This window comes from Neobacillus drentensis, assembly GCF_036962765.1.
In the GTDB taxonomy this organism is placed as follows: Bacteria; Bacillota; Bacilli; order Bacillales; family Cytobacillaceae; genus Neobacillus; species Neobacillus drentensis_C.
Genome location: NZ_JBALOS010000163.1, coordinates 13,203 through 37,107 on the forward strand (window position 1 = coordinate 13,203; position 23,905 = coordinate 37,107).

At 38.9% G+C, this 23,905-nt stretch carries 21 protein-coding genes and 1 pseudogene; 9 read left to right on the forward strand and 13 right to left on the reverse strand.

The window, feature by feature from the left end; genetic code table 11:
- Positions 1–332: 332 nt before the first annotated feature.
- Positions 333–719 (reverse strand): annotated as a pseudogene (locus V7137_RS19870) (SDR family oxidoreductase); the annotation flags it as partial.
- A 388-nt stretch (positions 720–1,107) separates the two neighbouring features.
- Between V7137_RS19870 and V7137_RS19875 the strand changes: the two are divergent.
- From V7137_RS19875 to V7137_RS19915, 9 genes are all read left to right on the forward strand, one after another.
- On the forward strand, positions 1,108–2,220 hold the full coding sequence (locus V7137_RS19875) for an ABC transporter substrate-binding protein (protein WP_335699679.1): 1,113 nt from the start codon (positions 1,108–1,110) through the stop codon (positions 2,218–2,220).
- The gene (locus V7137_RS19880; protein ID WP_335699680.1) at positions 2,210–3,043 is read left to right on the forward strand and encodes an alkaline phosphatase family protein; all 834 of its coding nucleotides are present in this window, start codon (positions 2,210–2,212) and stop codon (positions 3,041–3,043) included. Before V7137_RS19875 ends, V7137_RS19880 begins: the two co-directional genes overlap by 11 nt.
- A gap of 109 nt (positions 3,044–3,152) precedes the next feature.
- On the forward strand, positions 3,153–3,998 hold the full coding sequence (locus V7137_RS19885; protein WP_256358532.1) for an ABC transporter permease: 846 nt from the start codon (positions 3,153–3,155) through the stop codon (positions 3,996–3,998).
- Entirely contained in the window at positions 3,995–4,867 is an 873-nt protein-coding gene (locus V7137_RS19890) for an ABC transporter permease (RefSeq protein ID WP_218351237.1), read from the forward strand. The genes V7137_RS19885 and V7137_RS19890 overlap by 4 nt, the downstream gene beginning before the upstream one ends.
- Positions 4,867–5,880 (forward strand): ABC transporter ATP-binding protein, encoded by a 1,014-nt coding sequence (locus V7137_RS19895; RefSeq protein ID WP_335699681.1) that lies wholly within the window; start codon positions 4,867–4,869, stop codon positions 5,878–5,880. Before V7137_RS19890 ends, V7137_RS19895 begins: the two co-directional genes overlap by 1 nt.
- Before the next feature lie 197 nt (positions 5,881–6,077).
- Positions 6,078–6,860 (forward strand): DeoR/GlpR family DNA-binding transcription regulator, encoded by a 783-nt coding sequence (locus V7137_RS19900; RefSeq protein WP_335699682.1) that lies wholly within the window; start codon positions 6,078–6,080, stop codon positions 6,858–6,860.
- Between the two features lie 132 nt (positions 6,861–6,992).
- Entirely contained in the window at positions 6,993–7,862 is an 870-nt protein-coding gene (locus tag V7137_RS19905; RefSeq protein WP_335699683.1) for a Cof-type HAD-IIB family hydrolase, read from the forward strand.
- Between the two features lie 32 nt (positions 7,863–7,894).
- Positions 7,895–8,224, forward strand: a complete 330-nt coding sequence (locus V7137_RS19910; RefSeq protein WP_335699684.1) for a DMT family transporter — start codon at positions 7,895–7,897, stop codon at positions 8,222–8,224.
- Between the two features lie 40 nt (positions 8,225–8,264).
- Positions 8,265–8,585 (forward strand): DMT family transporter, encoded by a 321-nt coding sequence (locus V7137_RS19915; protein WP_026565232.1) that lies wholly within the window; start codon positions 8,265–8,267, stop codon positions 8,583–8,585.
- A gap of 136 nt (positions 8,586–8,721) precedes the next feature.
- On the opposite strand, the gene V7137_RS19920 is transcribed toward V7137_RS19915, so the two are convergent.
- The 12 genes from V7137_RS19920 to groES form a co-directional block, all read right to left on the reverse strand.
- Positions 8,722–9,006: a LysR family transcriptional regulator gene (locus V7137_RS19920; RefSeq protein ID WP_335699685.1), complete on the reverse strand. Its 285-nt coding sequence runs from the start codon at positions 9,004–9,006 to the stop codon at positions 8,722–8,724.
- Between the two features lie 160 nt (positions 9,007–9,166).
- Positions 9,167–10,135 (reverse strand): carbohydrate kinase family protein, encoded by a 969-nt coding sequence (locus tag V7137_RS19925; RefSeq protein ID WP_335699686.1) that lies wholly within the window; start codon positions 10,133–10,135, stop codon positions 9,167–9,169.
- Positions 10,136–10,163: 28 nt separating this feature from the next.
- A complete protein-coding gene (locus tag V7137_RS19930) occupies positions 10,164–11,639 on the reverse strand; it encodes a glycoside hydrolase family 32 protein (RefSeq protein ID WP_335699687.1) in 1,476 nt (491 codons plus the stop codon).
- Positions 11,640–11,697: 58 nt separating this feature from the next.
- Positions 11,698–13,146, reverse strand: coding sequence for a sucrose-specific PTS transporter subunit IIBC (locus tag V7137_RS19935; protein WP_335699688.1), 1,449 nt, complete (start codon positions 13,144–13,146; stop codon positions 11,698–11,700).
- Between the two features lie 186 nt (positions 13,147–13,332).
- Complete coding sequence (locus V7137_RS19940) at positions 13,333–14,328, reverse strand: LacI family DNA-binding transcriptional regulator (RefSeq protein ID WP_420490154.1); 996 nt, start codon at positions 14,326–14,328, stop codon at positions 13,333–13,335.
- Positions 14,329–14,538: 210 nt separating this feature from the next.
- Positions 14,539–16,254: an NAD-dependent malic enzyme gene (locus tag V7137_RS19945; protein WP_335699689.1), complete on the reverse strand. Its 1,716-nt coding sequence runs from the start codon at positions 16,252–16,254 to the stop codon at positions 14,539–14,541.
- 213 nt (positions 16,255–16,467) lie between these two features.
- Positions 16,468–17,436: a 2-keto-3-deoxygluconate permease gene (locus V7137_RS19950; protein WP_335699690.1), complete on the reverse strand. Its 969-nt coding sequence runs from the start codon at positions 17,434–17,436 to the stop codon at positions 16,468–16,470.
- Positions 17,437–17,558: 122 nt separating this feature from the next.
- Positions 17,559–18,266 (reverse strand): response regulator, encoded by a 708-nt coding sequence (locus tag V7137_RS19955; RefSeq protein ID WP_335699691.1) that lies wholly within the window; start codon positions 18,264–18,266, stop codon positions 17,559–17,561.
- Positions 18,267–18,268: 2 nt separating this feature from the next.
- Positions 18,269–19,864 carry a DcuS/MalK family sensor histidine kinase gene (dcuS, locus tag V7137_RS19960; RefSeq protein WP_335699692.1) on the reverse strand — a complete coding sequence of 532 codons (1,596 nt, stop codon included), beginning with the start codon at positions 19,862–19,864 and terminating at the stop codon, positions 18,269–18,271.
- A gap of 174 nt (positions 19,865–20,038) precedes the next feature.
- Positions 20,039–21,232 (reverse strand): NAD(P)-dependent malic enzyme, encoded by a 1,194-nt coding sequence (locus V7137_RS19965; protein WP_335699693.1) that lies wholly within the window; start codon positions 21,230–21,232, stop codon positions 20,039–20,041.
- A 440-nt stretch (positions 21,233–21,672) separates the two neighbouring features.
- Positions 21,673–23,307: a chaperonin GroEL gene (groL, locus tag V7137_RS19970; protein WP_335699694.1), complete on the reverse strand. Its 1,635-nt coding sequence runs from the start codon at positions 23,305–23,307 to the stop codon at positions 21,673–21,675.
- Positions 23,308–23,418: 111 nt separating this feature from the next.
- Positions 23,419–23,706: a co-chaperone GroES gene (gene groES, locus V7137_RS19975; RefSeq protein ID WP_026565252.1), complete on the reverse strand. Its 288-nt coding sequence runs from the start codon at positions 23,704–23,706 to the stop codon at positions 23,419–23,421.
- Between the last annotated feature and the right edge of the window lie 199 nt (positions 23,707–23,905).

Genomic DNA, 23,905 nt, shown 5'->3' on the forward strand with positions numbered 1-23,905 from the left:
GAGCCGATCAGCCCCTTTCTTGAGAATTTCTATTAAGGATAACGCTTGTTATTGATTGAGGTTCTCCAACGCCTAAACTCCCACTTCCCACTACATTTCAAACGCCTACAATAGGCCATTCTAAGCGTTTATTAATCTAGGAAAGCAAACCCCCTCTCGCAACTGAAAAAGATTTAGAATTGAAGGATTAGAACTTTGTAATCCTCCAATTATCCTTCTTCTTTTAAATGTTGGACTAACAGGTGCTTTACTTCTAGTACCAGCTGAAACTATGAAACAAAGTTTGTTTAAAATAACGCTATAAACCCTTATAAAAAAGCAAATAACATAAATAAAATTGGAAGCCCTGCTGCAATGCCATGAAGAACGCCGCGAATATTCACGTCGATCATACGATCCCATTCGTCAACCTTCAGAGCTTCAAGTTTTGAGAGAGGCATCACACCTGCGTTATTCACAATCACATCAACTTGTCCAAATGTGTTTTTCACATAGTTGATGAGTCCTTCCATTTGATCCCTTTTGGTTACATCCAGTACTCTATAATCCGCAAAACCGCCTTCTGAACGAATTGCGGATGTAAGAGCCTCTAGTTTTTCTGTGCGTCTTGAACTCAATACAATATGGGCACCGCTTTGAGTAAGAAAACGTGCAGTAGCTTCACCGATACCGCTGCTTGCCCCCGTAATTGCTACTACTTTCCCTGCAATGTTAGAAATGTTTTTTCCGCCTTAGATTTTTCACACACATTTTTTCTCAAGAATTAAAAAGCAACATTTTCTTTGAATATACTAATCAACCTTTATGGCCTCCGGTTGTTTCAGAGGCCATTACACAATTTCACATTTGCGAGTTACTTTTTTTCCTCTCGATAGAGAATCATTCCTGCATCCCTTCTTTTGACTGTTCAGAAGTTAAATCTCTCTCAAATTGAGCAATACCCACAAAGATAACATTTTCACTAAGCTGATGAATTGGAGATATAAAGAGCTGATTTACAAAATCTTTACGTTGGATTTATGTGGAATTAATATTGTCCAATTATGATTAATCTGTAACAAACAGTAATAAACATCAAAAATTCCACACTAAATGGAGGCACTTTTTATGAATAACACATTCAAGAAGAATTGTTACAAGTCTATTCAAGCTGTGATGTTAGGAGTGAGTGTACTAGGATTAGCTGCTTGTGGAGCTACTAAAGACGAGGCTGCTCCAGTTGTTAAGGATCCAAGTTCGTTAACCCTGAAAGAAATTGAAACAAAGGCAAAAGAAGAGGGAACAATTAATAGTGTCGGTATGCCTGATTCATGGGCTAACTGGGGAGACACGTGGAATAATGTAACGAAAAAATATACTTTGAAGCACAGTGATACAGATTTATCTAGTGCAGAAGAAATTGCGAAAATGGAATCAGAAAAAGATAATGCAACAGCTGATATCGGGGATGTAGGGATTTCTTTTGGACCAATTGCTGAACAAAAAGGATTAACCCTACCATATAAAACTTCTCATTGGGATGAAATACCAAAATGGGCGAAAGATGATAATGGAGATTGGGTTGTTGGATATCAGGGAACAATCGCATTTCTTACTAATAAAAATTTAGTGAAAAATCCACCTAAATCATGGAATGATATTTTAAAAGGAAATTACAAAGTAACAATTGGAGATGTTCAACGCGGAGCACAGAATCAGATGGGTGTTCTTGCAGCGGCAATGGCTTTCGGCGGTGATGAAACGAATATTAAACCAGGACTTGACTTCTTCGCTAAGCTTGCTAAACAAGGCCGTCTGAGTCTAACAGACGCTAAACCAGCTAACATTGAAAAAGGCGAAGTAGAAGTTGCAATTGTTTGGGATTTCAATGCACTTAATTATGCTAGCCAAATCAACCGTGACCAATTTGATGTATGTATTCCAAAAGAAGGTTCGGTCGTAAGTGGTTATACAACGATTATTAACAAATATGCAAAACATCCTTATGCAGCGATGGCAACAAGAGAATATATCTTAAGTGATCAAGGTCAAATTAACTTAGCAAAAGGATTTGCTCGTCCAATTCGTGATGTAAAACTTCCGCAAGAAGTAGCAGACAAGTTACTTCCAAAAGAAGAATACAAAAATGTAACACCAGTAAAAGATCAAAAAGCTTGGGAAAAAACGGCAAGTACTTTACCACAATTATGGCAAGAAGAGGTGTTAGTAAATGTTAAATAAAGTGATAACGGTTGTTGTAGATGGAATGCGATACGATAAAGCATGTGAGGCACTAGGATTTATTCAACATTTAGTTGAAACAAATCAGGCGGCACTTTATAAAGTGAAATCGGAGCTTCCAAGTCTTTCTCGTCCATTATATGAAGTGTTACTAACTGGTACACCGGCATCAACGAATGGAATTACGTCAAATCAAACCGTCCGTCTATCTACAGAGAAAAGTCTTTTCCATCTTACAAAAGAAAACGGCTTAAGAAATGCAACAGCATCTTATTATTGGGTAAGCGAACTTTATAATCGTGCACCATTCCAATTTATTGAAGATCGTGAGCAAGATGACGAGTCAAAAGCGATTCAATATGGAAAATTCTATTGGGATGATGACTATCCAGATAGTCATGTCCTAATGGATGCAGAAGCTTTGCGTAGAAAGTACGATCCACACTTTTTATATATTCATCCTCTAGGGGTAGATGTAAAAGGCGAAATTTATGGTTCGGAATCGAAAGAATATCGTGAACAAATTTTAAAAATGGGAAGCTTATTAGCTCAGCTTCTGCCAATTTGGATCTCAGAAGGTTACCATATTTTAATTACTTCTGACCATGGAATGAGCGAATACGGCAACCATGGTGGCATAACTGATGGTGAGCGTGATGTTCCATTATTTATCATTAGCCCAAAAGTTAAGCCAGGTTTTTACAGTGAGGTAATTCCTCAATTAGCTTTTGCACCACTTGTTTGTGAGCTTTTAAATATCAAGCCGTCAGATAAAATGATTTCATATCGATTACCAGGACTAAAAGAAGAAGTTACCATTTAAGTGAATGTTCAATGCAACAATAAAATGAACACTGGAATTGGTTTAACAGCCTTATTGTTAAACCAATTCCAAAATTGTTAAACATAGAGGAGCGAGAAGTTTGCGAAAAATGAATAAACAAAAAATTTACTTATTAGCTCTCTTATTGCCATTTATACTATTTGTAATTGGTTTTGAAATTGGGCCAATAGTGGCAATGATTAAAAATAGCTTTTATACAGATGATGGAGTTCACGTAACGATTAATCAATATTTAACAGTATTTAAAAGTAAATTTTATATGCAAGGAATTAAAAACAGCCTTCTTATTTCATTATTTTCAGCTGTAACCTCTGTGATTATAGCGGTAATTGTAGCTTATTCGTTTACTAAGTTTTCTCAAAAAATACAAAATCGATTACTAATGCTTACTAATGTGACTTCGAATTTTGAGGGGATTCCCCTTTCATTTTCATATATTATTTTACTTGGAAACAATGGATTATTTACATTACTTTTTCACAAGATCGGTTTAAAAGTGTTTGCAGATTTTAATTTATATTCATGGACAGGACTAATTCTTGTTTATATTTATTTCCAAATTCCGCTTGCTGTTATGCTAATTTATCCGTCTTATCAAGGAATAAAACAGCAATGGAAAGAAGCTTCTTCACTATTAGGAGGATCAAAAGTTTCATTTTGGCTTCGAATTGGAATACCCGTACTTTTACCTAGTATTATAGGTACATTTAGTATTATGTTTGCAAATGCGATGGGTGCTTACGCTACAGCCTATGCATTGGTCGGTAGCAACTATAACTTATTGTCATTGCAAATAGCCTCTTTAGTTGCAAGTGACGTTACATTAAAACCACAGCTGGGTAGTGCGTTAGGAGTTCTTCTAGCAACGACTATGATTGGGGCAATGTGGTTCAACGAACGAATGATGCGTCGCATTAGGAGGGATTTACGATGAAATCTTCAAAAATCTTGTATAAAGTGATTGTTGGATTACTAGTTTTGTATTTATTAATTCCACTTGTCGGAACATTTTTATTCTCGATTGCTGGTAAATGGGATCATACCATTTTACCTGAGAGTTATACAATCCATTGGTATAGTGATTTATTTCAAGATACACGGTTTTATGATGCTATCGAAAGAACACTGTTTTTAATTGTTGTAACTGTAGGTCTTAGTGTCCTTATTATGCTTCCAACTATCTTTATCGTCACTGTCTATTTCAGTAAATGGGAAGGTTTGCTTCAAGCAATAGCGATGCTTCCTTATGGAATTCCTCCAATTGTTGGAGCGGTTGGATTAATAAAGCTATATTCAAATGGACCATTTCAAATTTCCGGGACACCGTGGATACTAATTGGTGCTTATTTCATAACCATTCTACCATTTATGTATCAAGGTATTCGTAACAGCCTTCGAACACTTAATGCTATCCAACTTGTAGATGCAGCTGAATTACTAGGTGCTTCAAAATTTCAGGCATTTCGTACAGTGGTACTTCCAAATATTATGTCTGGTATTTTAGTATCTACTTTATTATCAGTTGCTTTATTATTTGGTGAATTTGCTTTTGCTAATTTGCTTGTCGGAGGTCGATTTGAAACGATTCAAATTTATCTTGCCGACAAACTAAACAGCAGTGGTCACTTAACTAGTGCAATTGTAATCACATATTATTTATTGATTTTATTTTTAACTGCGACCGTATTAAAACTATCGCTTAAGAAAGAAAAAAACTCAGTTGTATCAAATAAGAAGCGAATTCTTACCTTTTTAAAAAAACAATATCATCATAAAACTACTAATTTAGAAGGTGAAAATTAATGAGCTATGTAACCATCGATCAAGTGACTAAGGGATATGATAATCAAGTCGTTTTAAATAACATTTCTTTAACATTGAACAAAGGAGAATTTGTTACACTTCTTGGGCAAAGCGGATGCGGAAAAAGTACGTTATTGCGTTCAATCGCCGGACTTGAAGACGTAGATGTAGGAAGAATTTTAATTGATGGAACAGATATTACTAATTTATCACCGCGTCAGCGTGAAGTCGGTATGGTGTTTCAATCTTATGCACTTTTTCCGAATATGAACGTTTTTGATAACATCGCATACGGACTTAAAATGAAGAAGGCAAAAAATATTGATTCAAGAGTAAAAAAGATGATTGATATGGTCGATTTAAATGGAAAAGAAAAGTCTTATCCTCATCAGTTATCTGGAGGACAACAACAGAGGGTTGCTCTTGCTCGTGCCCTGGTTATGGAGCCAAAAGTACTTTTATTAGATGAGCCGTTAAGTGCATTGGATGCTAAAATTAGAAAAAATTTACAAAAAGAATTGAAGAGAATACAGAAGGAATTAGATATTACAACTATTTTTGTAACACATGATCAAGAAGAAGCAATGACGATGTCAGATCGAATCTTTGTCATGAATAAAGGAAACGTTGTACAATCTGGTTCTCCATCAGAAATCTATACCACTCCAATCAATACATTTGTTGCAAAATTTATCGGAAATTATAATGTTTGTAACATGGAGGTTTTCCTTAAACTTGTTCGTAGTACGGAATTAAAAGGAAATGAAGTCGCTATTCGTCCTGAAGTTATACAATTAGTTTCTTCTGGAGAGGATAGCTTGGATTTACAAGCGAACTGGGGAATTAAAGGAATCGTTAAAGATGTAACCATGACAGGGAATGTTTTAAGATATGAAGTTGAAACAGAGTCGTCAGCCTTCCATGTAGACTATCTTCACCACCGAGGGAAAATGTTTGAGCAAGGAGCACGCGTTCATATTCTTGTACCGAAGAAAGAATGCATTATTTTATAAGGCTCTTTTCGTAAACTTTGTTGCTTTTGGGGCTTAATAAGGGTCATTTACTATGTTTCTAGGCAATTTTCGCAAATGTTCTTACGAAAAGATGCCACGAAGCATCTAGTTATACGGGTTGATAAACTTATACGAAAAACAACAATCTATGCGAAAATAGCCTTTTATAAATTATTCATGATCGCGGGGGAAGAAATATGTCTGTTTTGCCAGAAGAAAGAAAGAATGAAATTTTAAAAGAACTGAACAAAATGGGAAAAGTAAAAGTTATGGAATTAGTTGATCAATTTAATGTTTCAGAGGAAACGATTCGACGCGATTTGATGATATTAGAGGAAAAAGGACTTTTAAAGAGGGTCTACGGTGGAGCGATTAAAACAGTCTTTGAATTTGAGGAACCTCCATTCACACAGCGTACAACGGTGAATCAAGAAGCGAAAGTTATGGTTGGGAAAAAAGCAGTAGAACTCATTTCTAACGGAGATGTGATTGTCATTGATGTAGGGACAACCATGCTTGAATTTGCGCAGTGTATTGAAAATAAAAAAGACATTACGATTTTAACCAATTCTCTTCCTGTGTCGTCTGTGTTGACCGAATCGCTCAATCAAAATAAGTTTACAGGACAAATTCTATTACTAGGTGGTCAAATTGATCCAAAGCAGCAATCTATATGCGGCGGTCTCACTGAACAAATGTTAAATCAATTTAATATTAATAAAGCGTTCATTTCAGCTGGTGGTGTTTCTATTCAAAATGGGGTTAGTAATTATCATTTACATGAAACATTAGTTTCACGAAAGATGGTCGAGGTATCAAAGCAAGTTGTATTGCTAACGGATTACTCTAAAATGGGTGTCGATACATTTTGTAAAGTTTGTCCTCTAGAAAAAGTCGATGTGATTGTCTGCGAGCAACCATTTCCAGAGGAATGGAGAAATCATTCAAAATTAGAGGAAATCAATTGGATTCAAGCATAGTCAATCTTTAAAAGGACATATCGAGACGGATGAGGGAGTTCTCTCTCTTTTTTGAATAGATTTTTATTGATAGCAGGCAAAAAAGCTAGAAAGAAAATTTAATAGATAGAATGAGAAAAGGAGCTATATAACATGAGTTTCATTGCGATAGATTTAGACGGAACATTATTAAACGACCAGAATGAAATTAGTGAAGAAAATATTAAGGCGATTCAATATGCCCAAGATAGAGGCTTTGAAGTAGTTATTTCAACAGGACGGGCTTATTTTGACGTTCAAACAATTTGTGAAAAAGCCGGGATTTCCCCATTTGTAATCGGGACAAATGGCGCAACCATTCATTCAAAAAGCGGAAAGTGCATTTCCTCTATTACGATAACTAAAGATCGTGTCGAATCTATTCTCCAATGGTTAGATGAACGGAATTATTATTACGAAGTGTTTACTGATAAAGCCATTTATACTCTTAAAAAGGGAAGAGAACATTTCCATAATGAGATTAAAAGTTTGAAAAGCGCAGATTTGAATACAGATATGAAAGAATTAGTTGAAGTAGCGGAAAGGCAATTTGACCAGTTTGGATATGTTTTAGTTGAAAACTATCATGATATCTTAAAACAGGAGGAAGAATTCTATAACATTTTAGCATGTTCTTTTGATAAAAAGAAATTAGAGGAAGCATGGAACCAATTCAAAAAGTTTGATGAGTTGATGGTTGTTTCATCTGCTGATCATAACATTGAAATGACTAGTAAAAGAGCTTCAAAAGGGATGTCCCTTGAAAAATTGGTTTTCTTGATGAATGGCTCCTTAGATCAGGCTATGGCAATCGGGGACAGCAACAATGATTTATCCATGTTCCAGAAAGTTGGATACAGTGTAGCGATGGGAAATGCGAAAGATGTCATAAAAGCTGTTTGTACAACGACAACCCTTAATAATGATGAGAACGGGGTAGCTTATGCGATTTATCGATATATGGATAACTTCGTGGTTAAATAATAAGTGTCAATGCCGAAGGAGAGAGCGATAAAATGGCATGGATCTATATCATAATAGCAGGACTTTTGGAAATTGTCTGGGTGATCGGTCTTAAATATTCACACGGATTCACCCAAATTATACCTAGTATAGTATCGGTAGTTATTATACTCTTTAGTTTCTTTTTACTTTCAAAAGCATTACATTCAATTCCCTTAGGAACTGGTTACGCTATTTTTACTGGATTAGGAACGGTGGGAACAGTAGTAACTGGGATACTTTTTTGGGGAGAGACTATTAATCAACTGAAAGTGTTTTTTGTAGCTTTAATGATATTAGGGATAATTGGAATAAAAATTAGTCCAGCACAACCTAAACATTAAAGGAAATGAAATGATTTATACAAGGTTTGGGGATGATTCAATGGCTTGGTTTTTTCTTCTTATTGCCGGATTTGCCGAGATTGGTAGTATTATAAGCCTGAAACGTGCAGATGGGTTTAAAAAATTGCTCCCCTCTGTAGCGTGTCTTTTTTTTGGGAGTTTAAGCTTTTATTTTCTTTCTTTGTCATTAACTTCTCTTCCAGTGGGGACTGCCTATGCAATATGGACCGGTATCGGCTCTATTGGAAGTGTTATAGCAGGAATGATCTTCTTTAATGAACCTAGAAGTTTAAGAACAATCCTATTGATTATGTGTATTATTACAGGGGCTGCAGGTATTAAAATGACTTCTGGACATTAAGATCAGGGTTTTAAGTTCAACAAATTTTCCTAAAAGCATTTCATAATTCTTGATATTCGTTTTGGTCGTATTCTTGAAAAGCTTGTTATCCAACAAGTCTTGGTACGCAAATTTTAACAACACAAAAAACCACTCCCTAATTTTTATTATAGGAAGTGGTTTTTGCTATATCATCAAATCCTTGATAAAAATGCTGTACAGATTGGGCAATTTGCTGCCCGCATTGATAGAGTACTTTCTTTGTATCGGTCAGCTCAAACTTTCTGGTGGTTCGGATTAGTAATTTTGTATTTAACTCTTCTTCTAAGCTTTTAACCATTTTACTGATATTAGGTTGAGATAAATGGAGATGTTCTGCCGCTTTAGAAAAGCTTCCATGTTTCACGACCTCAGTAAAATACTGAATTTGTTTCAGTTCCATGTACTCCATCCTTATCCATAACAAATGTTTTATAATCTATAAATATTATATATTAACCAGAATGTCGAAAAAACAAGAATACAATCGAAAAAGAAACTTAGATTGAAGCAATAGAGTAAGAAACTGATTTCGAAGGGGTCCCTTGCAGACTACATAAGTATCACTTTCCTATAAGCTCATCAACTTCCCCCTTAGTCGGAAGAGCTGAGATTGCTCCTTTTCCTGTTGTGGTGAGAGCACCACTTGCATTGGCAAATCGCAATATTTCTGTATGATAGCCCCGTAGTACTTCCTCGAGGTTAGCCGGGGTTGCTTTCAATTCTAGCAATTGATATAAAAATCCGCCCATGAACGCGTCACCCGCTCCGGTTGTGTCCACAGGTTTAACAGAGTATCCTCTCGATTCAATCTTTTCATCCTTTAAAAACAAATCCGCACCAGCAGCTCCCTTTGTGTAGACAACTGCCTTCACGTTTCCAACTAACAACGATTGTATCGCATCCGACTCCTCTTTTATTCCCGTAATAAAATTTAGCTCTTCATCGGAAACCTTAACAATATCAGCTGTCGGTAAAAATTTGAGAATCGCCTTACGACAGTCCTCTGGATCTTCCCAAAGCGGCAGCCGCACATTTGGGTCAAAGCTGACTAAGCCATCGGCATCTGAAACAGCCGCGATTGCTTTTTTATGCGCCTGTTTCATCGGGCTTTCCACAAGATCAACGGAGCAAAAGTGGAGAATATCCCCCGCTTGGAACCATGCTGGCTCGATCTCCTCCTCACTTAACAGCAAATCAGCGGAAGGATTACGGTAAAACGAAAAATCACGTTCCCCATTTTCTTTTAACGAGACAAAAGCCAAGGCCGTATTTGCCTCCCCGGTCCGATATACTTTATCCATCTCAACACCAGCCTCGACAAGCTTTTCGACTAAAAAGTCGCCAAACGCATCATTCCCTAGTTTAGAAATCATCGATGCTTTCTGCCCAAATGTGGCAACAGCCGCAGCCACATTTGCCGGCGCCCCCCCAGGAGCTCTCTCAAAAGAAAAAACATCCTTTAAGGCCACCCCTTTTTGCAGAGGAATAAAATCAATTAACACTTCACCAATCGAAAAAAGCTTTCCCATTTTGTCACCTCTAGTAAGTCTAAAAAGTTTATATGATATCCCATTTAACAGCCTTTACTTTCGTTTGGCCACCACGAGCAAACACACGGATTCCATTACTATTTTCACCAGGGAAAATCCTTGCGGTAAATACTTCTTCCCCATTATTTACAAACACTTCAACAGAAGAGACATCAACAAAGATTCGGAACGAAATCTTTTCAGCATCCAACGTACATTTCCGAACGGTCCCAAACTCCTCAGCAAAGGATTCTCCCGATTGCGTCCGATCAAACACAACCTTTTTCGCAACCGCATCATATTTAATCACGGTTTTCTCATTTTCTCCGACCCGAAGTTCCAAACCAAACTCCTCAGCTGTACTATCAGAGAATTCCGCAAGAAGCTCATACACATCTCCCTCGAAGTTACCCATACAAACACTTTCATTATCAACCGTTTGACTTGTTTCCACCTTTTCCCCGCGAAGCAATACTAGCTCAGACACTGGCTGCTGAACCATCTTTCCGTCTTTAACCGATAGCTCCCGAGGGAGTGTTAAACAGTGTGCCCACCCATTTTTATCAGTAGGATAGTCAATCTCAGGTAATCCCATCCAGCCGACTAAAATACGTCTCCCCTGATGATCCACAGTCGATTGTGGTGCGTAAAAATCAAACCCGCGATCCAACTCATGAAATACACCATGCTTTAATTCGATATTCTCTAAATCTATTGGACTTCCAATTACATACCCTGATTGATAAATGTTTTGATAGTGGTCGCCTTCCGCTTTTAACCCTTGTGGAGAGAAAAGGAACACACCTTGCTCATCCAGCTCAAAATAATCCGGACATTCCCACATATAACCGAAATCTTCACCTAAACCAGTCTTTAATTCACCGGCAAACTGCCAATCTTTTAGGTCAATAGAGCGATATAAAACGACACTTCCTGTCTCATTCTTCCTTTGAGCACCTATCACCGCGTAGAACTGACCCCCATGTTGCCAAACCTTTGGATCGCGAAAATGGTCGGTATAGCCACTTGGAATTTCTGTAATCACCGGTGCAGCCATTTTCACAATGCTTCCATCCGGACTCATTACAGCCAAACATTGATACGGGTGTCGATTCCAATATTCATCGCGCGTGTTGCCAGTGTAAATTAAAAATAATTTCCCATCATGCTCAATTCCACTTCCGGAATACGCCCCATGACTATCGAATTCATTCGACGGCTCAATGCCCATTCCAACATTTTCCCAATGAACAAGATCTTTAGACTTCGTATGATACCAATGCTTCAACCCATGAACCGGTCCAAGCGGAAACCATTGATAGAATAAATGATATTCCCCATTAAAATAACTAAAGCCATTCGGGTCATTTAACAATCCTGTCAACGGCTGAATATGAAAAGACTGCCGCCATGGGCATTGATTCACTAGTTTGGCTAACCCCTGAATTTCCTCTTCGGTCACGTCGTCCATGCTTCTGTATCGTTGCTCTTTTGTCCATTCCATGCTGATTCACTCCTAATACAGAAAGGAGAATCACTGGATTCTCCTTTTCATTCTTTTATTATGCTGCTTGATTAGATGATTGTTTAACTGCTTTTTTTTCGTCTCTTTTCGCTAAAACAATCGTGACGATAAATGCGACGGCAAACGCGATGACCATACCGATAACATAAGAAATAATTGCATCTGGGCGAATAGAGATGATTCCTGGTATACCAGCTGCCCCTAACGCAGTCGCTTTAACCTTGAACACTGTAACAAAGCCAGATCCGACGGCAGAACCAATAATGGCACCGATAAATGGATAGCGTAATTTCAAGTTCACCCCAAACATCGCAGGTTCCGTAATCCCTAATAAGGCAGAGATTCCAGCTGCTGAAGCGGTTCCTTTAATCTTGGCATTTTTCGTTGTCTTTAGCACAGCAAGTGTCGCTGCTCCTTGCGCAATGTTTGACATTGCCGCAATGACAAAGATAAACGATCCACCCGTTTTTGCAACATCAGCAAGCAATTGCGTTTCTACCGCGATAAAGCTATGGTGCATACCTGTAATAACAATTTGCGCATAAAGTAAACCGAAGATGATTCCGCCAATGACACCTGTTGTGTCATATAACCAGACAATACCATCTGTTAATAGATTACCAGCAGAGCGAGTCAGCGGTCCTACCAATGTGAACGTTAAAACTCCGGTAATAAAGATAGACAATAACGGTGTTAATAGATTGTCTAAAGCAGAGGGAACAACCTTCCGTAAAGACGTTTCGATTTTTGCTAGAATAAAAGACGCGGCAAGAACAGGAAGTACGGTTCCCTGATATCCTACCTTTTCAATTTCTAAGCCAAAAAGATTCCAAACCGGGACTTCATTTTTCAGTAAGGCGGCACCATAACCGTAACCATTTAATAAGTCCGGATGAACCATTAGCATTCCAAGTGTGGCCCCAAGGAAAGGATTCCCTCCGAACCTTTTCGTTGCTGAAAAACCAATTAAAATTGGTAAAAAGACAAAGGCTGCATTTGCAAATGTATTAATAAGTGCTGCTAAATCCGCCATTTCTGGATTGGCATCCACTAAAGATTTTCCTTCAATAAACAAGTCTGGAGCCGTTAGGACATTGTTGATTCCCATTAGTAAACCACCAGCGACGATTGCTGGGATAATTGGAACGAAAATGTCTGACAGCATTTTGACGAATTGCTGAATCGGATTCAGTTTCTTCGCTGCCGCGTTTTTCACATCACTCGTTGACATTTCCGATTGACCAGATATCTCCGCCAAATGCTTATAAACCTCGTTCACCGTTCCAGATCCTAAGATAATTTGAAACTGACCTCCCGTTGAGAAGGTCCCTTTCACGACATCCATATTATCCAATTCTGCCTGATTAACGAGTGATTCATCATGTAAAACTAGCCGCAAGCGTGTGGCGCAATGTGCTGCAGCTGATAGGTTTTCCTGACCGCCAATGGCATTAAGAACTTCCCGTGCAATTTTTTTATGATCCATCTTAATCCCTCTCTTTTCATTTGATTTGTTTTAGGAACCGGTTCCATTTTTGAATAAAAATAAAATCCCTTGTAGCGGAACCGGTTCCAAAGTATGCTAAAAAAATAAAATATTAAAAGAGAAACCGAATTCGATTGTTACCAAGTGAAAAGGTTCTCTTGATTGGAACCGGTTTCGTTGTTTTTATTATAGTGGACGATTAAAGAAATTGTCAACGCTTTCTCGTTCAATAATTTCAAATTTTGAAATGGTTACTTTTTCGACAGGCCGTTCGTTAACTAACTCTGCAATATGTTTTGCAGCCGTCTCCCCCGCTTCTTTATAAAAAAACTTCGCCGTCGTTAAGCCCGGATGCATGATTTCCGTCACATCATATCCGCCAAAACCCGTTAACGCTATATCTTTTGGAATCGTTAGCCCCTCTGAATACGCTGCCTTCATCACCCCAAGGGCAATATTATCGGTCGCACACACAATGATAGATGGCTGAAATTCATGGATGATTTCCATTGCACTAGCTTGTGCAGCTGGAATCTTGAATAATGTCTCATAAAAGCGAACCTCACAATCCTCTACTTCTTGAATTGCCTTTTTAAAGCCCTGCTTTCGCTTCACCCCAACTGAGATATCCCGTTCCGTTACGCCTAGATAAGCAATTTTCCGATATCCTTTTTCAAGAACATACCGCCCCATTTCATAACCAGCGCAAAAATCATCATGAATCAGACTATAAAAATCCTCATGCTCTTGTCCTATTAGCAGAACAGGAACTTTAACGGTTTCAAATGCCTCGATATGCTGATCCGTGATCTCGGTAGCTAGCAAAATAATCCCCGCCATCTTCTGATTGGCAAAGCTATAAATACTTTCAATCTCTCGCTCTAGATTTTGACTTGTATTGGAGATCAGCATCTGATAATTCATGTGCTTTAATTGCTCATCAATCCCAATTAACGTTTGTGAAGAAGCGTAGGAATCAAGCCGCGGGACAATCGTGCCAATAATATTCGTTTTCTTCGCTTTCAAACTCTGCGCAAATGGATTCGGAGTATACCCGGTTTCCTTGATCGCTTGTTCAATTTTCTTCTTCGTCGCTTCCCCAACAGAGCCGCCATTTAAAAACCGAGAAACCGTACTCTTCGCCACACCCGCAAGCTTGGCAATATCTAAAATTGTACTCATTATCCTCAACCTCATTACATTTCAAATTCATATACCATTATAGTATCATGAAAAGTCATCCACCTAGTATTGCCTTCTTTTGTTCCTTACATAATTTAATTTTCTACAAGATATAAACCCTTCTAGTAAAATACAAAATGCCTGTAAACTGCCTGGAATACCGAAAGTCGACAATTACCAGGAGTACAGGCATTTTATTTAACTATTTAATCATGCATAGGAATGGATGTTTGTCCAAATACCTACACTCTTTATTTCTTTATACTCAGGCTTCCACATAGCCTCTTCAATAGCAGTCTCAACATCTTGGATATCCGCTCTTGCAATTCCTTCGTATATCGCCGCATTGACTACTTCAATAGCTACGTATTTTGAGACTTCATGAAGTTTTTCAATGGATGGCAGCAGGGATGCTCCTGGTGTGCTGATGTCAGACATTCTTGCAACCGCATATGCAGCAGCTGCGAACATTCCTTTTGAAATCACTTCAGCTTTTGCAACAATGGCTCCAAGACCTAGGCCTGGGAATACAAATGCGTTATTTGACTGCCCAATTTCATAGGAAACACCTTGGTATTCTACATTGGCAAACGGGCTGCCGGTTGCAATTAAAGCCTTGCCATCTGTCCAATTCATCAGGTTTTCCGGCACTGCTTCAGCCAGTGCAGTCGGGTTGGACATAGGCAAGATAATGGGACGCTCAACGTGCTTGGCCATTTCTTTCACAATTTCCTCATTGAAGGCGCCGGCTTGTCCGGAAGTACCAATCAGGATGGTTGGCTTCACCCTCTGAACTACTTCCATTAATGAAATGATCCCGTCCTCATTCTTATCCCAGTCTCTGACTTCATCCGTTTTCCTTACATAAGGCTTCTGGAAGTTCAGGACATCTTGTGTTTCATCCGTTAGTAACCCTCGATAGTCTATAGCCCAGAAACGGTCATAGGCTTCTTCTCTGGTCAGCCCTTCAAGAACCATTGTCTCTGAGATTTGGTCAGCTATACCGATGCCGGCAGCCCCTGGTCCGAAGACAACAATACGCTGGTCCTTCAGGGATTCCCCTGTTACTTTCATTCCAGACATAACAGCAGCAAGGGTAACTGCACCTGTTCCTTGGATGTCATCGTTGAAGGTAAGGATTTTGTCACTGTATTTGTCCATGATTTTACGAGCGTTCACGTTGCCAAGGTCCTCCCAGTGAAGAAGAACTTCTGGAAAGAACTTTCTTGCCGTCTGAACGAATAAATCAATGAATTGATCATAACGCTCACCACGGACACGGGCGAATTTGTTGCCAATATAGATAGGATCGGCAACCAAAGCCTGATTGTTCGTACCAACATCTAGCACGACTGGCAGAACTCGGCTTGGATCAATACCAGCTGCCGCTGTGTATACGGCGAGTTTACCTATCGCAATATTAATACCGCCTACCCCTTGGTCTCCAATACCCAGAATACTTTCAGAGTCGGTAACGACGATTAGATCAATGCCATTTTTGGGCTGTCCAAGATTGTGAAATGCCTTTTCGATGCCCTCAGGATCATCAATGGAAAGATATAAGCCACCCGGGCGGCGGTAGCTATGAGAGTATGACTGGATCGCATCACCGACAGTGGGAGTGTAGATAATGGGAAGCATTTCTGCTAGGTGTTCTTTCAATAATCGGTAAAACAGTACAACATTGCGGTTATATAAATCATAAAGCAGACCGTGTTTAAATAGGTTCGTCGTCCGCATCGAATATTGTTCATAAACCCTATTTACTTGTTCATCAAGGGTGAGCACTTGGGGCGGTAACAGACCGTCAAGTCCAAGATCTTCCCTTTCCTCTTTCGTAAAAGCCGTTCCTTTATTCAAAAAAGGATTTGTGAGAACTTCTTTTCCTTTTAATGTTGTAATAATAACATGTTCAGGTACATTCATGGTGTTTCCTTCTTTCTTTCTTAAATGCTATTCAGACAATATCGGTACATAGATTTCTTACCAATCCATGTTAATAACATGTTCCTTATCACACTAGTTTTTTTAATTTAATGTCCCTCTTTTGTAATTAAACAAAGCAGTCAGTAAAACCAGCTGACTACTTTGTTCTATCTTCCACCTTTTTCATATTTATAAAAATTCCATTACTTTTTATCAGGCTGCCCTTGCAATCGAAGGTTTCGATTTTTTCTTTTGAGACCTTTTAAATACATAGCTCACAATAATCGGACAGACGATGGCAGATATAACACATGCAGCTGCAACTTGTGCAGTAGCTGAAGATGCTACTGCAGCTAAGGTTGGATCTGCTGCCGCCACAACAGCTGGTGTAGCTACCGCATTTCCTGCAGTTGACCCTGTTGCTAAACCAACGATAGGGTTTTCTTTAAATAACTTCAATAGTAAGTACGCTCCAATTCCAGTGATGGCAGCGATTAATCCTAGTAATATCCCAGGACCCCCAGCTTTTACAATTGTTGAAAGATTCATTCCGGCACCTAATGGGAATGAGAAGAATGGGATTAATAATAATTTACTGCTTCCAAGGAACTTTCTCATATCAGGATCAATATTTCCTAAAATCATTCCAATTATAATTGGAATCAATACTCCTATAAGTGTTTGAAAGGGAATGGTGGCAAGGCCGGATGCACCTAATGCCACTAATGTGAAAAATGGACCATCTTTTAAAGAAAATAAAGCATATGCGCCTACATCCGTTTCGTCACCATACGATGAAGCAAGAGATGCATATAACCCGCCATTAGCATTTAATAACGCTGCAAGGATGGCTAATGGCGATAATCCTAGTATTCCAGCAGGCCCAAAAATCGCTGCTACAGCTAAACCAATACCAGCACCTACAATAAATTTTCCAGTTAATAATATTGCACCCTTTTTTAATGCCTTTGGTGCTAATTTGAAATTAATTTGTGAACCAATTAAAAACATAAAACATGCCAAAATGGTTGATGATGCTTCTTTACTGAATAATGCTGTTGTAAAACTTCCAATTTGTAAAACCTGTGGAAAAAATGTATTTGTTAGTACCCCTAAAAAAAGCGGAACCACCATCAGTCCACCTGGAATTTTATCAAGCGTTTTCTTAATTGGAATTTGCATTTTTTAATCCTCCTTTGTCTTGCTACATGTCTATCATATTCCCGTGTAAACCGTTTTCATAGATTATGAAAGTTTAATAATTCTTTTTGTAAATAAAAAAAGTAAGCAGTTTCAAAAACTGCTTACAGAAAGTTTTTTATTAAGTGCTCTTTAAATTTGTTATATTCATGTTGGTATACTGGCCTTCCGACGGTTCCATAGATAACCTTGACCTCAAGGATTCCTAAGTCCTTTAGGAAATTTAGATATTTTCTTGCAGAAACCCTTGATATTCCTACAACATTTGCTACTTCATCAGTAGAAAAAGGCCCGTCCTTCAATCCATGAATCGCATCCCATACCTGCTTTAAGGTATCCTTCGTTAACCCCTTTGGCAGTTCTTCTGCTACAACAGCTTCGTCTCTGTGCAAAAGTAAGTGATCGAGCTCCTGCTGACTAACCGATTCCTGCTTATCAATGAACCGAGTTTGCTCAAGGTAGGTAGCAAGTGCAGCGTTAAACCGTTCAAACTCGAATGGCTTAATTAAATAGTCGACAACACCATACCTTAATGCCCTCTTAATTCGTTCAAGATCTGAGGCCGCTGAAATGATGATGACATCAATTTCAAGGTCATTTTTCCGAAGGTACGCTAACAGCTCTAGACCCAGCTTTCCCGGCATAAAAATATCTAGAAGAATGAGCTGAATATCATTCTTTCCCAAAAATCGGATGGCTTCATCTACTGAATTGACTGTTGCAGCCAAACGGAACCCATCAATTTTGGAAAGATACTGTTTATTGATTTCCGCTACCATCGGATCATCTTCGACAATCATTACATTAATCAATTCTATTCATCCTCTGCTTTATAGGGTATATACACAGCAAAATTCGTTCCCTTTCCAGGCTTAGACGAAATAATCATGTCCCCTTCAAGTCTTTCAATTGCCTGCGCTAAAAGATATAATCCGAATCCGCGGTTTTCTCCTTTCGTCGAGAAGCCTTTATCCAGTATTTTGTTTTGGATTGATTTCGTCATTCCCATCCCTGTGTCTTTAACCTCGATTGTTAAAATATCCTCTGCATAATCAAGTTTAAGACCGACTTTTTTGTTTAGACTGTCCGCAATCGCCTCCATTGCGTTATCGAAGAGATTTCCAATGATTGTGATCAACTCATGTGTGATTTCCGAGTTTGCAGGCTTGGGAAGTTCACTTACACAATCAAAAGATAAAGAAGCACCTGATTCTCTGGCAAAGCTTAGTTTGCCAATTAAAAATCCAGCAAGAACTGGATCTTTAATCTTCTTCGTTACAAAGCCCATTTCTGTTTCACGGTGGTTAACCGTTTCACTCACATAGTTAGCAAGTGTATCATATTGTTCAGTTCGGACCAGGCCAAGGATGACATGAAGTTTGTTCATGAATTCATGCGCCTGGGCACGGAGAGCATCCGCATAGTTACGCACACCTGTGAGCTGTTCGGCCAACAATCGGACTTCGGTTTTATCACGGAATGTAGCGATAGCTCCGACCGGCCTATTTTCCACAACCACCGGAACCCTGTTTACTAAAATGGTCACCCCATTCAGGATTTGTTCTTGATCCAATTCGGTTTCACCCGATTTTATAATGCGAGTTAACCGTGTCTCAGGCAAATAAGCTTCAATGTTCATACCCATTGGGTTCTCTTCAAGACCGGCTCTCGTAAAAAGCTTACTGGCTGCCCTGTTTACAAGTGTGATTTTCCCTTCTTGGTCGATGGCTATTATTCCTTCACGCACAGACTGAAGCATGGAACTACGTTCTTCAAGCAGCTTAGCAATAGCAAATGGCTCAAGTCCTAAAAGGGTTTTTTTTATGTATCTTGCCAGGCCCACTGCACCGATTACACCTATTAGGATTCCAATTAACGTCCCAATAACGATCCCCATCCGTCCTTTATGGACCGCCTTTGTAACGTTTTCTAAAGAAATTCCTACAGCAACCGCACCTACTTGTTTTCCATGTGAATTCTTTATTGGAGTAAATGCCCGCATGGATCGACCGAGTGTTCCCTTTGAAATGGAAACATACTCCTTTCCTTTAAGAACAGGCCCTTCATCTCCTCCTCTGAAGTGCTTCCCCACTTTACTGGGATCTGGGTGGGAAAGCCGAATTCCTTTCATATCCATAACGACAACGAAGTTAACATTCGTTTTATCTTTAACTTGGCTGGCATATTCTTGTATTACCGCATGACTGGTTCCCCCATCTAAAGCATCAATCACCAGCGGGCTTAAGGAAATCATCCTTGCAACATTGAGGGCTTTTTCTTTCTGTGTCTCTTCCACACTGGAGGTAATTCTTTTGCTTATTATAAAATCAGTTATTCCAAGTGATAAAGCAACGACAATGCATACAAAAATAATAATAATGGCTTGTAAACTAAGTTTGCCTTTCTTCATAATCTCCTCCAGTTATTTTCATAATATTAGTATGTATAAGACTTAAGCATAAAATGACAAAAGACTGCTAAGCTCATAAAAGAGCTTTAAGCAGCCTTTATCATAAATCATCCAATTAGAAAAATGGCCTCCGCCATAATTGGATATGGTGCCTGTCACCCCCATTCACCTTTGTTACTTGGTGACAAAAGATTTCCGCGCTACACCTGTTTCTACAGCCGAAGTTGCAACAGCTTTTGCTACCGCAAATGCTACTCGGTCATCAAAAGGGTTAGGTATCACATAGTCTTCTGATAGTTCTTCTTCTGAAATGAGTGAAGAAATGGCGTATACGGCAGCCTTTTTCATTTCTTCATTTATTTCTGTTGCTTGAACATCTAGAGCCCCCCGAAAAATTCCTGGAAAAGCGAGCACGTTATTGACCTGATTTGGAAAATCTGAACGTCCTGTTCCTATTACTTTTGCTCCTGCAGCTTTTGCCTCATCTGGCCTAATTTCTGGAACAGGGTTTGCCATTGCAAAAATAATTGCATCCCTTCTCATTGTTAAAATCATTTCCTTTGTTACTGCACCTGCAACAGATACACCAACAAAAACATCAGCACCGACAATTACTTCCTCTAAGCTTCCCTCTGCATTGTTACGGTTCGTCTTTTTAGCGATCTTTTCTTTAATTGGATTCATCCCATATTCACGATTTTCATAAATTGCACCTTTTGTATCACATAGAATGACATCATACACACCAAAACGATTTAGCAATTGAGCAATTGCTACACCCGCAGCACCCGCACCATTTATTACGACTTTAATTTCGTCTATTTTCTTATTTACTAGTTTAAGAGCATTGACTAATCCGGCAACCGTTACAATGGCTGTACCATGTTGGTCATCATGAAAAATAGGGATATTTGTTTCTTTCTTCAGGCGTTCTTCAATTTCAAAACATCTTGGAGCTGAAATATCTTCTAAGTTTACCCCACCAAATGTTGGTTCAAGGTGCTTTACTGTTTCAATTATTTCTTCAACATCCTGTGTATTTAAACAAATAGGGAATGCATCTACGTTAGCAAAATTCTTAAATAAAACTGCTTTGCCTTCCATTACTGGCATCGCTGCTTCCGGACCGATATTCCCAAGCCCTAATACCGCCGAACCATCTGAGACGACGGCAATGGTGTTGCCTTTCATCGTGTATTCATATACTCTATTTCGATCTTCATAGATTTCCTTACAAGGCTCCGCGACACCAGGTGAATACGCTAAGCTCAAATCATTTGCATTTTTAATCTCCACCTTTGCTCTCACTTCTAATTTCCCTTGTTTATCCCGGTGCATTTGTAACGCCATATCACGCAATGTTTTCATGATTATCTCTCCCCTTTCAAGAAATATTACTTTCGACCCCAAAATTGTTCCAATGCTTATTTAAAGCCTTCCATGTTTCTGTGCTCCATTTCACAATCATCCTTAGAAGAAAACTACTTATCCACTTTGAAAACGATTTACCTTGAAAGTACAATAAATATAACCCAATCTTATAAATTAACAGACTAATTTAGTAGAATATTTAATTAATAAAAGCTTTTTTGTAATTAAAAAAACCATAAGTTTTTTCAAGCATGTTAATATCTTCACCATATGACCCCAAAATAAAAGAAAAGGCCTCTCAACAGTTTTTAGCAAACTGATGAGAGGCCTTCTCCAATAGTTGTTTATTCTTTTATTGATTTCCGCGGACAAACCCGCAGACAGATTTTTAAACTGGTTCAATGGAACCTTGATATAATAGGGTTTTAACTCCCTTATTACATCATGCCGCCCATTCCACCCATACCGCCCATATCAGGCATACCCATGCCTGATCCAGCTGGTTCTGGTTTGTCAGCAACAACTGCTTCAGTTGTTAAGAACATAGCCGCTACAGATGCAGCGTTTTGAAGAGCTGAACGAGTAACTTTAGTTGGATCCACGATACCTGCTTGAATCATGTTAACCCATTCGCCATTTGCAGCGTTGAAACCTGTGCCGATTTCTTCACGCTTTAAGCGGTCAACGATAACAGATCCTTCAAGACCAGCGTTGTGAGCGATTGTGCGTACAGGCTCTTCCATCGCACGTAATACGATGTTGATACCTGTTTGTATATCGCCTTCTGCTTGGATTTCAGCCACTTTGCTGTATACGTTTAGAAGGGCTACACCACCACCGGATACGATACCTTCTTCAACTGCAGCACGAGTTGAGTTTAACGCGTCCTCGATACGAAGTTTGCGCTCTTTTAATTCAGTTTCAGTTGCAGCACCAACTTTGATTACTGCTACACCGCCAGCTAATTTAGCTAAGCGCTCTTGTAATTTTTCACGGTCGAATTCAGAAGTAGTTTCTTCTAATTGAACGCGGATTTGGTTAACACGAGCTGCGATTTCCGCAGAATCTCCTGCACCTTCAACGATTGTTGTATTTTCTTTGGTTACAACAACTTTAACCGCACGGCCTAAAGAGTTGATTGTAGTTGTTTTAAGTTCACGGCCTAACTCTTCAGTGATAACTTCCCCGCCAGTTAGAGCAGCGATATCTTCAAGCATTGCTTTACGGCGGTCACCAAAGCCAGGAGCTTTAACAGCAACAGCATTGAATGTTCCGCGCAGCTTGTTAACTACTAAAGTAGATAATGCTTCACCTTCAACATCTTCAGCAACTAATAATAGCGGCTTGCCTTGTTGAACTACTTGCTCAAGAACGGGAAGGATTTCTTGAATGCTAGAAATCTTCTTGTCTGTAATTAAGATATATGGATTTTCTAAAACAGCTTCCATTTTATCTGTGTTTGTTACCATGTAAGCAGAAGTGTAACCACGGTCAAATTGCATACCTTCTACTACATCTAATTCAGTTGTGAAACCTTTAGATTCTTCAATAGTGATAACGCCGTCGTTGCCAACGCGCTCCATTGCTTCTGCAATTAATTGACCAACTTCTTCGTCAGCAGCAGAGATTGCAGCAACTTGTGCGATTGATGCTTTGTTTTCGATTGGTTTAGAAATTGCTTTTAATTCTTCTACAGCTGCAATAACTGCTTTTTCGATCCCTTTACGGATTCCCATTGGGTTTGCACCAGCAGTTACGTTCTTTAAGCCTTCGCGAATCATCGCTTGAGCAAGAACAGTTGCAGTTGTTGTACCGTCACCGGCAACATCGTTTGTTTTGCTTGCTACTTCAGCAACAAGTTTTGCACCCATGTTTTCAAATGCATCTTCTAATTCGATTTCTTTTGCGATTGTTACACCGTCATTTGTGATAAGTGGAGAACCGAATTTCTTCTCAAGAACCACGTTTCGGCCTTTAGGTCCAAGAGTAACTTTTACTGCATTTGCTAGAGCATCAACACCACGAAGCATAGCGCGGCGTGCTTCTTCACTAAACATAATCTCTTTAGCCATTATTTAAAAACCTCCTCATATTGTTTAACTCTATTTTTTAAAACTTATCTATTTGTCTGGCTCTGGCGCCCAGCGTGTGAACCGCTAAAACGGGCGCTGCCACTTTTTTAATTAAGCACCTACAACTGCTAGAATATCTGATTCGCGTAAAATTAAGTATTCAGTACCTTGATATTTTACTTCTGTACCACCGTATTTTGAGAAGATAATACGATCGCCTACAGAAACTTCAAGTGCTACACGCTCTCCGCTTTCAAGTACGCGGCCAGTACCAACGGCAACAACTTTTCCTTCTTGAGGCTTTTCTTTCGCTGAATCCGGTAAAACAATCCCGCTTGCAGTTTTTTCTTCTGATTCAACAAGCTCAATGATAATACGATCACCTAATGGTCTTAACAAATCAAACAACCTCCTCAAAGATATATGTAATTCTGACTTATTAGCACTCTCTATTAATGAGTGCTAACACAATTATTATAATAATGAATCTCAAAATCTTTTGCAAGTATGAAGCATAAAATTTACAAAAAAAAATTGAAAAGCGGAAGCGTCTGGGTCAGGGGCTTATGACCCGAGCCCCTGGGCGCTGGAGCTAGAC